The organism is Paenibacillus sp. DP01, from assembly GCF_044784315.1.
GTDB classification, from domain to species: domain Bacteria; phylum Bacillota; class Bacilli; order Paenibacillales; family Paenibacillaceae; genus Paenibacillus; species Paenibacillus polymyxa.
In genome coordinates this window covers 1,628,423-1,641,846 of the sequence record NZ_CP173059.1, presented here as the reverse complement: position 1 = coordinate 1,641,846, position 13,424 = coordinate 1,628,423, and the positions used below count along the sequence as shown (strand labels likewise).

Here is a 13,424-nt window from a genome sequence, read left to right as displayed (position 1 = left end):
TGCTCTCCTCCAAACATTTAGCCTTGATCTTCAGCGACCATTCGTTTATTGTAGATTTAATTAAGAATCATTCTCAATTATAAAGACAATACGAATATCCACCATCCCATAAATATGGGATTTAGGAAGAGGCACTTTAAGAATCTCCAGCTTTCACGATAGGAGTAAACGATGAACGCACATTATACTCAATTTGCACAGCTTAAGAATGATCAACAACCAATCATGGAAATGGGAAATAAATCACCCTCATCTCCTACATACAAGCACACGCTAATCGACCGCTTGCGTACTCAGATTTCTTTTGATGCGGCATGCTGTACCTCAGTAGATCCGCGAACGCTGCTTTCCACGGGTGCATTTACGGAGTCGGGTGTAGAGGACATTCATAGCAAACTGCTAGAATACGAGTATCTGCACGATGATATCATGAAATACGATCAATTGGTGCGAGAAGGGCAGTCCATCGCAACGCTTCATGAGTCTACACAAGGCCAACCGGATCGAAGTACACGTTTTAGAGATGTTTTGCAACCCGCTGGATTCGGCGATGAGCTGCGTATTCCATTTATGTACAAAGGAAGCTGCTGGGGATTTCTTACGTTGTTCCGCCACTATGGAAAGCCTGTATTCAGCACGGAAGAGCAACAACTGCTTGAAGCGTTAGCACCGCCCATAGCCTATCATCTGCGTCAAACCAGTGTCGGTGTATCTCCAGCCCCCGCTATGGCTATGGAACATGAACTTGAGCCAGGTGTTCTGACGCTTTCTGCTCAACTAGAACCCCTCTCGTCCAATATAGTAGCAGAGCAGTGGCTAAAGCTGCTTCGGCAGCAGGAGGGAATCCATGAGGACAAGCTGCCGGCCTCTGTTCGGGCGGTAAGCTTGCGAGCGCTATCCACTTCTACTGCACCAGCCAGACTATGTATCCCTGCCGCAGACGCTGAAACTCCTTGGGTCACGATCAGAGCCACTCTCCTGCAAGGCGGACGCGAGCATATGGGCGAGAAGCAACTGGCCGTATGGTTTGAGCCTACTAAAGCAACCGACATGTTGCCGCTTATGGCTGAAATCTACTTATGGACTGAACGAGAGAGACAGCTTGTCCGGCTCATTGTCCAAGGCTTTTCTACCAAGGAACTAGCAAGTGCACTTCATATTACGGCCTACACGGTGCAGGATCATCTGAAAGCCATTTTCTTGAAAACAGAGGTAAGCAGCCGTCGTGAGCTAGTATGGAAGGTATATTCCAGATTCAATTAATTATGTAAAAAAGACAGATGACCCGGTTAAGGATCATCTGTCTTTGCATCACTGCTCTATTGAGACGCAAGAGTTTTATTTCTGCGAAGAGGATTTCGTATCATCGTATGATACTGGTGAGGGCTTCGCAATCCATTCATCAGCCTCAGGCTCGATATCCACGCCATTGTCCAGCTTCGTTTTCTCCATCAAGGAATCTCCGTCCTCGTTCTTCTTGTTGCGGATTTTCGCTTCGTCTTGAGTGTGGTCGCTCATGTTGATTCCTCCTTTTTTAATTTCATCTGATGGTTGTACCTTACTCATAATTACCCATTGCCGTCCTGTACAAACCTCTACACCACCAGATGCCCTTTTTTCTCCGCCGGTCCAATGGTCGCCTCAATGCCAGCATTAAACTCCAGAAAGTCGCTCTCTACTCCATCACTAAAAATAACTCCATTCTCCGGCATCTGCGAAGCAATTCGCAGCGGTCTTTCAACGGCCACCTGTCCAAATACCAGCTCCGCAGCAGTCGTCCGACTGGGGAATGGTTCTCTCACTGTAAAATAAAGCGAGGGCGAGCTCCAGGTTGCACGATGATCCTGCCCCATTCCTTCTACTGTCCCCTCCTGACTAAAAGCAGCACCTGACACCAGGTGATCTGGAGTAAGCGAGACCGGATGCCGTGTAGCACTGCCGACAATACCGGCCGCTCCAGCCAGCACACTGGTCAACCAGCCTGTCGCCCCCAACCCGGTAGAAACAATAATACCGCTGGACGATTGCTGCTCTACCTGATCCTCCAATCTCAGCTCATATCTCGCAGAAACATGAGTTTTGCGCCCGATGAACAAATCGTTCACAGCATATATGGATTGGCCATCATTTAGTTGGGCCTTAGCCAGCGTAACCTCCTTAATCGGCCGTCTGTGCACGAACACATCCGGCACCACCCAGCGCAGATCAGATACAGTAAACGGCAGCAATACCCCATCCCAGCGCAATGGATCTGGATTTACGCCGATTAGCGGCTGCTCGGTCAAATATTTTAACGTGTTGGCTACCAACCCATCCTGACCCAGTACCACCACCGTATCCTGCTCACCAAAAATAAAGTTCGGCACATGTTCCCGCTCCACAATCTGGACACGCCCCAAGGCCGATAACTCGGACGTCGCCGTTGCCACCGCCCTGCGGTAATTTTCATCCTCCAGCACATAATCACTAAAATCCGCACCCAGCCGTTCCATAAAGAAGCGAGCCTGCTGCACCGTATTGTAACGAACAATCAGTTCCTCCAGTCGCGTTTTACGCTTCACCAAAATAATCTTCTGCTCAGTCATTCGGCTGCTCATCGTGATCTTCCTCCAGACCCTCTCGATCCTGCTGATCCACTTGTTCCCGTATCTGACATGAGACCTTGCAGCAGATCAGGCGTAATATTCAACTGGCCGATTTTCCCTGCATTTTCTGCGAGTTCCTGAAAGGCGATCGCAATCAGCTTATCCGGGCTCATATCCATGTTGGCCATAGCTTGAAGTACGTTAGGCTCGACATCCTGCAACGATTTCATCACCGCTGTCAGCTCATAGGCCTTGGCATCGGCTTCCGCCTTTTTATTCGTTACGGTCAGCTCAATCAGTTCGCGCTTTTTCTCTTCCAAGGCCGTGTCAAACCGCAGCTGCTCCTCCTTCATCTCACTTTGCTTTTGCTTTACGGAACGCTCGGCATCCAGTTGGGTTTCGCGGATCTGCCTTTTTTTCGTCTCCACCGCAATTTCCGTATTCAGCTCATTTTCCTTTACACGGCGCTCCTGCTCAATGGATGCGTTACGACGCTCATACAAAGCATGATCCGCACTGCGAAGAATTTCTTCTCTCGCCTGCGCTTCCAGTGCTCTCATCGTCTCCTTATTGGGTAAAATCGCCAAAATGGACAGCCCCATGACCTCAATGCCCAATTTCTCCATTTCAGTATGCTGAGCAATATCCTTCGTCATGTTTTGGGCCAGACGTTCACTGGACTGAACCGCTTCTTTGAGTGGGACACGTTCCAAATACTTTTTGGTAAGCACCTTGGCAATGTTAATCACCCGTTGGGCCAGCTTGCTTGGATCGTCCGAAATGTAGCGTCGTTCCTTCAAATCATACGTGTAGTTTAAAATCTGCGTCGTTCTGCGGTAATCCACGATCCGATAAGTCAGTTGCCCCTGCACGGTTACCGCCTGGAAATCATTTGTCATATCTTCAAACATAAACGGTACATCAATGGAAGAGACAGGCACGACAACGACCGAGGTGGTCGGCGCGTAGTAATAAAAAGATAACCCAACACCCTCTCGAACCACCTTCCCGTTCTTCACCTTCATGACATACTCACTGGGCTGAAATTTAACAAAATTAAATCCAAACATCAGCGCTTCCTCGCTTTCTTTACAGTATTTTTTTGTTATTTCTATATTGTTATTATCAATTTGTTATTAACAATAAAATAACATAGATAATCCATAATATCAATATGACATTTACAAAAAAAATAAAGGCCGCTTCCTCTCCGATACGCTCGGTTAAAGGAAACAGCCTCAGATTTCTTGCAATTTATTTTATAAGAGCACTTTCAAAAATTTTATACCTAACTGCATATTTACATAGAATCAGCAGCAAAACGAACCGCTCTGCTAACCAAGACCGGCAACACAGATATATGACCTTCGTCTGCAAATTCCCGGAACTCTACGTGTAGTCCTAGATCGTCCCTAGTCATTAAACGCGCAGCTAAGTCCCTGGCCTTTTCCTGCATGCCACTAAAATGTCCAGTCTCTAACTCCCCTACAGCAATCAGCAGCTTTTTATTCCAATGCTTCTGCGCAATGGAAGCTACAAACTGCTTCTCTTCAGCCATAATAACTTGTCCTCCCCAGTGTATAGACGGACTTCCCGCCACATACACCTGAAAAGAGTCTGGTCTTGTAAACAGGGTATGCAATACGAACAGTCCTCCAAGCGAATGCCCGAAGATCGTCTGTCGGTTGCGGTCGATAAGAAAATCACGCTCGATCATTGGCTTAAGCTCATCTTCAATAAATGACAAGAAATGCTCGGCGCCCCCGCTTTCTTTGGAGGCATCTTCATTTGGCTTTACCGGAAGCTCCACAGCCGTCCCAGGCAGTGTAAGATCGTAATATCGTGAAGGATGAAAGGGAGCCTCTGTTGGATAGCCTATTCCTACAATGATAGCTGGAACAACCCCCGTTTTGTCAGGTCGTCTCCCCTGAACGCGCACCGCTTCCACCATGGTTCCAAAAACAGAATTGGCATCCAGCACATAAATAACGGGATAGCCAGATACAGGAGGTTCCTCGGCAGGAATGGCAATATAAATATGATACTCACGGTTTTCAGCCTGCGAGTACATTACTCGATGCTGACTGCGAGGAACATACACAGCTCCATGTGCATCGCTGGAATGATAAGCTTGCGTAAATAGATCTTTAATGGGAACAACCTCCTTTAGAGCCCGAATTCGAATGAAATTAGGCCGTTTTTTTCATAAGCAAGACTACAAAATAAGGGACCCCGATCACCGCAATAATCAGTCCAACGGGAATTTCCGCAGGCGCAACCACCGTTTTGGCAACAAAATCAGACAACAGCACCAGTACCATACCGACCATACCGCATACGGGAATCACAAAACGATGATGAAGGCCAACAAGCCTTCTGGCGATATGAGGAGACAATAATCCTACAAAGCCTATTCCTCCAGAAACAGACACACAGGCACTCACCAGTCCAATGCTGGACAGCAAGAGAATAGACTTTTCCTTTTCGGTCGCAACGCCAAGACTTTTAGCTGTATGTTCATGTAATTGAAATAGATCCAGCACATACGATTTCAACCAAATAACAGGAATTAATATGACAAGCCATGGAATTACGGCAGCAACCAGCTTCCAATCAGCACTCCAAATACTGCCCGACATCCATACTGTCGCCATCTCGAAATCCGAGGCTTTCATTTTCAGCGACAGATATAAGCTTAAGGAACCGAAGCCAGAGCCAATCGCGATACCTACAAGTAGCAGTCGCTGCGAATCCAGACGTCCTGCTTTCCAAGCAAATAAATAGATCAGCAGCGCAGCTACCAAACCTCCAATCAAGCCGAAAAAGGGCATAGCCACCGCCGCAGTCCAGCCTGTCGTCTCCATCTGTCCTTGGTAAAAGAACATAAATATGACGATTGCTGCCCCTGCCCCTGCGTTAATGCCTAAAATGCCGGGATCGGCTAAACCATTCCGTGTAACTCCCTGTACCGCCGCCCCAGCTATCCCCAGACCTAAGCCGATCAAGGCCGCAATCACAATACGCGGTAGCCGAAAATGAAAAATCACCAAATCCAGCTGCGGAGTAGGGTGGATACGGAACAATGTCTGAATTACTTCCTGAAGGGTCATGTCGAACTCTCCATGGGTCAGACTAACATAGGAGGCTGCTAAAATAAGTGCAGCCCCACCTGAAAATACGAACCACAGCCGTTTCACACTGATTTTACGCATGCTCTCCCCCTCCTTTTCTACGTATTAAGTACAGAAAGAAAGGGATGCCAATGACCGAGGTAACCACTCCAATAGGTGTTTCAAACGGATAATTAAGAAAACGGCTCAACACATCAGACATGCCCAAAAAAACACCACCGATCAAACCAGAGCATGGAATGACCCAACGGTAATCTACTCCGATTAAATATCGGGTAATGTGCGGAATCAACAAGCCAACAAAAGCAATTTTCCCTGCCAGCGCAACAGAAACACCTGTCAGCAATGCTACACAGAGCATCGCCCCCAACTTGACTGGTAATGCCCGCTGTCCCAGACCTGTGGCCACGTCGTCGCCCAAAGACAGTAGTGTTATCGGCTTGGCCAGCAGCATTGCTCCTACAATTGCCACAAGAGCAAAGGGAATTGCCAATTGAATCATCCCGGGGTCCATTTGGTGCAGACGAGCGTTAAACCAGAAGCTTACATTTTGCGATACATTAAAATAAATGGAGAGAACGGCCGACAGGCTGCTTAAAAACGTGCCAATGATCGTTCCCAAAATGGCCATACGAACCGGGGCAAGACCGCCGGGAATTATCCAGGCTAAACCGAACACAATAGCCACCCCCAGAGCAGATCCCACAAAAGAACTTCCAATCAGGCCCATCGAAGTGGAGTTCGGTGCAAGGATCATCATTAAGGTGATCACAAACGCCGCCCCATCCGACACCCCCATAATTGAGGGTGAAGCCAAGAAATTCCGCGTCATTCCTTGCATAATGGCTCCTGAAATTGCGAGAAAAGCACCGATTAATATAGAGCCGACCGCTCTAGGCAGACGCGAGTTTAAAACGACCTGATGGTCCACGTTTCCAGCATCAAAATGGAAAAAGGTAGCAGTTACCGTCTCCCATTCTATCGTCTTGGCTCCGTACATCACAGACAGCAGTAACGTTAAAACGATAAACAAGGGAGAGACGAAGATTACAAGGTAAGGAGAGATCAACTTTTTTCCCATGTTCCTACCTTTACTGCGAAAGTCGGTTCATAACCGCTTCCAAAAAGGCAAGTTTGCTCCATGAAGTACCACCTTGAGCATTGGGATCTACAATGTTGACGAAGGTTTTCCCATTCTTGACGGCATTGATGCTGCTCCAAATCGGATTCTTCTCCAAATCTGCCAATGCCTGCGGCTGGTCCTTGTTCTCTCCTTCGGAGAATTGCACGAACAGATAATCCGGGTTCATATCAGCCAATTTCTCCAGAGAAACCGCCTCTTGTGCTTTAACTGTATTTAACTCTTCCGGTACCTTAGCTCCTAGATCAGCATACAGCGAAGGATTGAAATATACATCCGCAGGGTATACATACAGATTGCCTGTACGAATCCGTACCATGAGTACCTTTTTATTTCCCCATATTGGTTTGAGCTTCTGTTGGGCCGCCTCCGCATCTTGCTTGTACTTGTCCAGGATCTCCTTCGCCTTCGCCTCTTTGCCTGTAAGCTGTCCCAACATTAATAGATTCGCTTCCCAGTTCGTTGAAATATGGGATACTGGAACCAATGGAGCGACCTTCCCTAGCTGTTCTGCCACCGCAGGCCGAAATTTAGAACTCCCAAGAATCACATCTGCCTTCAGTTTCAGGATCGTTTCAGCGCTAGGCTGCATTCGGTCACCAACGTCTGCGGCTCCTTCCATCGCTTTTTCCATGAACTCAGGAAATTTTCCGCCCGAAGTAACCGCCCCAGTTGGTTTCACTCCCAGGACAGCTGCATCTTCCATCGCTTCCAGACTAGCTATAATAATATGATCCGTCTTGGCCAGCTTATAAGTCTTATCTAGATATGTAATCGTCTTGGCACTTTCTACGTCAGAAACAGACGTTTGTGTCGATGCATTGGTATTCTTTTGAGCTGAGCTATCCACCTCCTGCACCTTTCCACCACATGCCGTCAACAGCAAACTTGCCGATAATAAGGTACACATCCATATTGCAAACTTCTTCATAATCTGAAAGACTCCCCTCTATCTACTTGAATTTACAGATAATAATTATCATTATCATTGATAACTATTATCAATAGTAGGAGAGAAATCGGCGTATTGCAATATTTTTTCTAATATTTATTAAAAAGAGGGCTTTCTTCCCCCTGGAATCATTGCAATTAGGAAGCATCAGCCTTCCCTGTTTTGTTGGATATCATTCACATTCCATTCTTTATAAAACTGCTCCAAATACATTTCCATCCATTGATGCCGAACCTCCGCCAGTTCTCGGGCATAAGGGGTATTCATTAAATCCTTGAGCTTGAGCAGCTTTTCGTAGAAATGATATATGGCACTTTTACCTGCGGCGCGATAATCATATTGTGAATAGTCTTGATCCGGATCGTGCATGATACTGCCTTTTGAGCCTGCATACATAAAGGTTCTTGCAATCCCAATCGCTCCCAGAGCATCCAACCGATCTGCATCCTGTACAACCTGACCTTCCAGCGTTTCCATAGGCGGATTTTGTCCACCATTGTAGGACATTGTAGCAATAATGGTCATCACGTGTGTGATCACATCCGCATCGTTTACATGCAGATGCAGCCACTGCTCAACTTTATCCAGCCCCGCTTGTTTGGATTCATTTAATTTTTCATCCGCTACATCATGCAGCAGTGCTGACAGCTCGCACACGAACGGATCTGCACCTTCTTTTGCAGCAATTTCAACAGACAGCTTCCTCACCCGGTCAATATGCCACCAATCATGACCACTGTGGTCATGCTCCAACTGCTGCTGCACATACGGCTCTGCCTTTTGAATAATATCTTCCATCATCGCTTCCTGCTGCTCTGTTCGTCTCTTCATAAGTCACCTTTCAATCCCGTCCATATTTGCTATGTGAGGTTGGTTTATTTTTTTATATGCTTGTCCATTTGCTTAGCGCGAATCATCGAGAGCGCCTTACGGGCTGCTAGCTTCCCATTAGGGCTACCATGCTTCATCACTTCTTTTAACAATTCGGTCGCGGGTTCATACCCATGATATCCCAATAGAATACATGCACGTTCCTGTACATACATATCTTCATCATCCACATAAGGAAGCAATGAATCCGCCTCACTAACAGGTGTAATCGCCATTAAGCTGTAAAGAAGCTGGCACCTCACATCATCCTCCATTGATGAATCCTTTTCCAGTATAGCCTGCAATTCATGCATACAGCGAATATCTTCTGCTAGTTGTTCGGTGCTTATGTCGTTGTCAGACGGGTAATCCTGACGCAGCTGTTCCCAATCCAGCTCTGGGTTTTGCTCCAACTCTGCAATCAGCGAAGCTGTACTTCGGTACCTCGGTGACAAATCTGTTTCCTCGTGATTGATGTAACATAATTTATATGCTAGTGGCCCCTCTACATATAGACCTACATAATTAGAATGATCATCGGTCCATAGCGGGACGATATGTTTGAACACCTTGATCTGCGTCATCCACTCGATACTCTCGGCAAGCTCCTGTTCATTTAGCAATCGTAGCTGAACCTGCCGCCCTTCCTGCTTCTTGCTATGGATTAGTAAAGCTTCCAGCGTATCGTCAGGTAGATCAATCGCTTGGCGTTCAAGCACCTCTTGTAAGCTCATTTTTCCACACTCCTAATCTTTTCTACTCCAAATCTATTATCTAATCCCTGAAAAGGACAGGCTATCTCCATTTTATTCTATATGTGTATGGTATCCAACCTTAGGTCGACAAGTCCGTAACTATGCAAAAAAAAGAACCCCCTTAACCACATCAGCTGTAGTTAACGGAAGTTCTTTATTAAACTGATTCCCTTATTTTATTCCACGACACCCAGCTCGCGGTTTTTTTCCTTGAAGCGGCTGTTGTGAGAAGATACATATGCGGCTTTATCAGCTGTCGGATCAATGTACAACTTGGCGCTGTTGAGGGCAAGAGCAGCATCTGTGAACGTACCTGCAATCAGATACAGCTTGCTTCCATACTCGACAAAATCGCCTGCAGCAAAAATCCCCGGTAGATTCGTTTCCAGCTTGTCGCTCACGCGGGCATGCCACTCTCCCATATCCAGTCCCCAATCTCGCAGGGGGCCGAAATCGGATTTTAGGCCATGATTTACGATAACTGCATCAACATTCAGCATCTCTATTTCGCCCGTATCTACATGATTGATCGTCACCTGCTCAATCGTTTCTCCGTTGTTGCTATGTAACTGACTTACCGCATAAGGTGTGAGAACACGGACCGAAGAGGACTTCATACGGGCTACATTTTTCTCATGTCCGCCAAAATGATCCCGACGATGTACAACTGTCACACTCGCCGCAATAGATTCCAGCTCATTCGCCCAATCTACCGCCGAGTTGCCTCCACCGGAAATCAGGACATGCTTATCTCGGAACGGCTCCAGCTCTTGTACGGTATAGTGCAGGTTTGTAACCTCGTAACGGTCAGCGCCTTCAATCTCCAGCTTAGCCATTTTGAGAATACCATAACCTACAGCCAGAACGATCGTACGCGTCCAATGCTGTTCCCCTGTGGCAGAAGTCAGCAGGAACGTACCATCTTCTTGCCGATCCATACCTGTAATCTGTTGTCCCAATACAATGGTAGGCTCGAACGTTCGTGCCTGCTGCTCCAGCTGGTCAATCAGCTTTTCACATAAAATCGGAGTTACCCCTCCAACATCCCATATCATCTTCTCCGGGTATATGCGCATCCGTCCGCCTAGCTCATGCTTGGCTTCGATCAGCTTGGTTTTCATATCTCTCATGCCACTGTAAAACGCAGTATACATACCGGCAGGACCGCCGCCGATGATCGTTACATCATATAATTCCAAGGACTCTGTCACTCTGCAACTCTCCCTATCATAGCGTATTATGTCTGCTTCTATTATAAGTGATAATAATTATCAATATCAATTAAGAAATAAAAACATATCTGTGACAGAGGTATTAGTGACTTTGGAACTACGTTTATACAGTTATTTGGCTACTGCTTTCGTTAACCTTGTGGATTAGGCAGGGATTGCTGCACTATTGCACGCAATGCTTTTTCATTCAGCCCAGTCTGTACAAATTGAAAACGGTGACCTGCCAGCCTCTGAACTCGATCTATGATCTGACCCAGATGATAAGCCGTATGCTCCACCACATGGTAAACGTCATACATATTTATATCGCCTGTGTTGTCCAATGCTGCACAGAAGGAAGAAAAAGCATCTTCAACTTCCTCCATAAGCTGTTCTTTGTTTTGCACTGAAGGCTTGAAGCTATCCTCCATACCTTGCTTGTATGTAATCGTCGAATCCATGAGTTTGACTGCATTTCTACGCACATGCACCATTATATGATGGACAATTCCTCCAATACTGTTCTGTTCCGCTTCACCAGTGCCCCATAACATGGTTTCATCCAAAAGCTGGATGCATGCCCGCAGCTTAACCAAGTATTGATCGTACATTCTGTGCTTGGATATGATCTTAAATTCATGCATGGAAGAATTCATATGTTCATTTCCTCCTTTATCTTTTCAGGTGTATTTTTTGAAAAAGTCACTTCCGTGGATCATCCAATATCGTTCAGCAGGAGGGACCTCTTCCAAAAAGTTCAGATATTCCCCTTTCCACCCCACCGGGACATAGTGTTCGAAAGAAGCTGGCTCTGGAAATAGGGAGTAGAGAACTTTCTGGTCAAAATCAACATACAAAGCAGGACAGAATTCCAACACTTCATCCTTATGCTGGATTGCTTCATCTAGCATTTGGAGCATTGTAGTGAGTTCTCCCGCAGCCACCTTATATTCACAGATGTGTTCCAAAAATGCTCCGGCTGTGGTCTCATCCAAAATAGCGATGCCAAACCGTTCCTCCATCTCGGTATTCAAAAACCAATACTCTCTTTCCGTCACATACCAATTCCATTGTCCCTGAAACATGACACCGACAATGATATTTTGCGCATATTCAGGCCATATTTTCATGAGTTTTTGAGTTCCCCTCCCTCACTTACAGCTCGATCCAAAACCGGTTTACACAGTTGCCATCTTCCTCTATGTAATCCTTGTCCGGTATTCCGCCGTTTCGCAGAATCGTTCTTTTGGAACTGATATTATCGGAGTCGCATACGACGAGGGCTTTGGAAATACCCAACTCTTTTGCTTTCCCCAATGCTAAGGCCAGCATAGTCACAGCGTACCTGTTCCCTCGTGCAGAAGGACGGATACCATAACCGATATGACCGCCAGCGTTTAACAGATGCTCATTAAGATCATGACGGATATTCACTGCTCCGACGACCTGATCATCTGCATCCACCAGCCAGTAGGTCGAACTTTTAACCCAGCCTTCAGACAAGCCAATTCCATTTTTCTGGTGACTTAAAAGCGTCAGCATACCTTCAAAATCATACGGTTCTATAGAAATCACCCAAGGCACCATATGCTCCTGGTTTTTTTCCCATTCCTCATAAAATGAAAGATAAGCATCCTTCCAGCGCCGATCCGGCTCAACCAATCTGATGGCCTGCATCCTACTCACCGCCCCCTCATTAAGCACTCCATGTATCTACTAATGGTCTCGTCATCTCTACACCCCATAGTTCTTCATCGTTGCTTCCAATGTTTCATCCGTATCCGCCAGCCACACGGAGCTAACCTCAAACGTCCCTGGCTCGAAAAACAATGGGAACCTCCGCTTAAACCAATCCTGCATCGGCAAATTCAGTGCTTCCTTCATATCTACCCACAGTAGTTCTCCCTCAGGAGGATTTTTTAATAGCTCACCTTCCGTTGCTGTAGCCAAATAATTAAAGACCATATATCTCAGCCCTTGCCTTGGATCGCAATATTCATCGATTCCTTTAAATACAATTTCCGTAACCGTTAAGCCTGTTTCCTCTTTTACTTCGCGAATGGCTCCATTCACAATGCTCTCTGGGAACTCTACTTTTCCTCCTGGAGCAATATAACCCGGAAACCCCTTTCGATTGGGTCTGTTCACTAGCAATACCTTGTTTCCATCTTGAATCATGCACATGGTATATATTTTGTGTGTCACTTCTGTACTCAATCCGATCATACCTTTCTTTATTCACATTCTCTATGATCTAGCTTTTAACTTTCTCACCGACATATCTTGGTTGAATATGGTATTCACCATAGAACGATTACAGTCCCTCGTCAAACAACTGTAGACCTATGATTTCAAAGGCGACACCGTCACCCGCTTTAACGTGGATATCACCATTCAATTCGTCAGAATCCAAAACAAACGTAGCCTCTCCTACAACAATCTCCAAACAGTCTATCCCGCCTGCTTCGCCTTGTATCACTTGTTGTATCATCCCTTGAATCCAATAGTCACCTAGCTTGGGTTGAGGTTGAACAATGCCTGTCTTTTCCGTAGGCCTCAGTCTTCTGAACCCTTCTATACTGGATGGAGAAGTCTCGACCGAAATGACACAGCCGGGAATTAACTTTTCCAAGCTTTGTTCATACGGAACAACATACGCATATCCCGAGGTCAGTTCATGCCGAAAATATGTCCAGTAGCCGTATATCTTTTCCTCGCCAATATTACGAATGATAATCTTTTCATCTTGATTTACTTCCTTAATCTGTACGCGCATTTA

Annotated in this window: 16 protein-coding genes; 1 reads left to right on the top strand and 15 read right to left on the bottom strand. The window is 46.2% G+C overall.

The annotated features are described in order from the left end of the window. Positions 1-171 precede the first annotated feature (171 nt). A complete protein-coding gene (locus ACH59B_RS07090; RefSeq protein WP_123796942.1) occupies positions 172-1,263 on the top strand; it encodes a LuxR C-terminal-related transcriptional regulator in 1,092 nt (363 codons plus the stop codon). Between the two features lie 75 nt (positions 1,264-1,338). Here the strand turns inward: ACH59B_RS07090 and ACH59B_RS07085 are convergent, their stop codons facing one another. From ACH59B_RS07085 to ACH59B_RS07015, 15 genes are all read right to left on the bottom strand, one after another. Next, positions 1,339-1,518: a hypothetical protein gene (locus ACH59B_RS07085; RefSeq protein ID WP_013370039.1), complete on the bottom strand. Its 180-nt coding sequence runs from the start codon at positions 1,516-1,518 to the stop codon at positions 1,339-1,341. A gap of 77 nt (positions 1,519-1,595) precedes the next feature. Then, positions 1,596-2,597 carry a sugar kinase gene (locus ACH59B_RS07080; RefSeq protein ID WP_123796941.1) on the bottom strand — a complete coding sequence of 334 codons (1,002 nt, stop codon included), beginning with the start codon at positions 2,595-2,597 and terminating at the stop codon, positions 1,596-1,598. Continuing rightward, the gene (locus ACH59B_RS07075) at positions 2,594-3,655 is read right to left on the bottom strand and encodes an SPFH domain-containing protein (protein ID WP_090887899.1); all 1,062 of its coding nucleotides are present in this window, start codon (positions 3,653-3,655) and stop codon (positions 2,594-2,596) included. Before ACH59B_RS07075 ends, ACH59B_RS07080 begins: the two co-directional genes overlap by 4 nt. 230 nt (positions 3,656-3,885) lie before the next feature. Further along, on the bottom strand, positions 3,886-4,656 hold the full coding sequence (locus ACH59B_RS07070) for an alpha/beta hydrolase (RefSeq protein ID WP_123796980.1): 771 nt from the start codon (positions 4,654-4,656) through the stop codon (positions 3,886-3,888). Positions 4,657-4,774: 118 nt separating this feature from the next. Further along, entirely contained in the window at positions 4,775-5,797 is a 1,023-nt protein-coding gene (locus tag ACH59B_RS07065; protein WP_123796940.1) for an iron ABC transporter permease, read from the bottom strand. Continuing rightward, on the bottom strand, positions 5,790-6,797 hold the full coding sequence (locus ACH59B_RS07060) for an iron ABC transporter permease (RefSeq protein ID WP_123796939.1): 1,008 nt from the start codon (positions 6,795-6,797) through the stop codon (positions 5,790-5,792). Before ACH59B_RS07060 ends, ACH59B_RS07065 begins: the two co-directional genes overlap by 8 nt. Positions 6,798-6,807: 10 nt before the next feature. Next, positions 6,808-7,788, bottom strand: coding sequence for an ABC transporter substrate-binding protein (locus ACH59B_RS07055; protein ID WP_123796938.1), 981 nt, complete (start codon positions 7,786-7,788; stop codon positions 6,808-6,810). A 168-nt stretch (positions 7,789-7,956) separates the two neighbouring features. Continuing rightward, on the bottom strand, positions 7,957-8,640 hold the full coding sequence (locus ACH59B_RS07050; protein ID WP_017426598.1) for an HD domain-containing protein: 684 nt from the start codon (positions 8,638-8,640) through the stop codon (positions 7,957-7,959). A gap of 44 nt (positions 8,641-8,684) precedes the next feature. Continuing rightward, entirely contained in the window at positions 8,685-9,413 is a 729-nt protein-coding gene (locus tag ACH59B_RS07045) for a HEAT repeat domain-containing protein (RefSeq protein ID WP_404303526.1), read from the bottom strand. 197 nt (positions 9,414-9,610) lie between these two features. Beyond that, complete coding sequence (locus ACH59B_RS07040) at positions 9,611-10,645, bottom strand: NAD(P)/FAD-dependent oxidoreductase (RefSeq protein WP_016820622.1); 1,035 nt, start codon at positions 10,643-10,645, stop codon at positions 9,611-9,613. 152 nt (positions 10,646-10,797) lie between these two features. After that, on the bottom strand, positions 10,798-11,301 hold the full coding sequence (locus ACH59B_RS07035; RefSeq protein WP_123796936.1) for a DUF1572 family protein: 504 nt from the start codon (positions 11,299-11,301) through the stop codon (positions 10,798-10,800). 24 nt (positions 11,302-11,325) lie between these two features. Then, a complete protein-coding gene (locus ACH59B_RS07030) occupies positions 11,326-11,775 on the bottom strand; it encodes a hypothetical protein (protein WP_107733959.1) in 450 nt (149 codons plus the stop codon). A gap of 25 nt (positions 11,776-11,800) precedes the next feature. Continuing rightward, a complete protein-coding gene (locus ACH59B_RS07025; RefSeq protein WP_123796935.1) occupies positions 11,801-12,322 on the bottom strand; it encodes a GNAT family N-acetyltransferase in 522 nt (173 codons plus the stop codon). Positions 12,323-12,379: 57 nt separating this feature from the next. Beyond that, positions 12,380-12,871 carry an 8-oxo-dGTP diphosphatase gene (locus ACH59B_RS07020; protein WP_404303525.1) on the bottom strand — a complete coding sequence of 164 codons (492 nt, stop codon included), beginning with the start codon at positions 12,869-12,871 and terminating at the stop codon, positions 12,380-12,382. Positions 12,872-12,959: 88 nt separating this feature from the next. Next, on the bottom strand, positions 12,960-13,421 hold the full coding sequence (locus ACH59B_RS07015) for a hypothetical protein (RefSeq protein WP_044785840.1): 462 nt from the start codon (positions 13,419-13,421) through the stop codon (positions 12,960-12,962). Between the last annotated feature and the right edge of the window lie 3 nt (positions 13,422-13,424).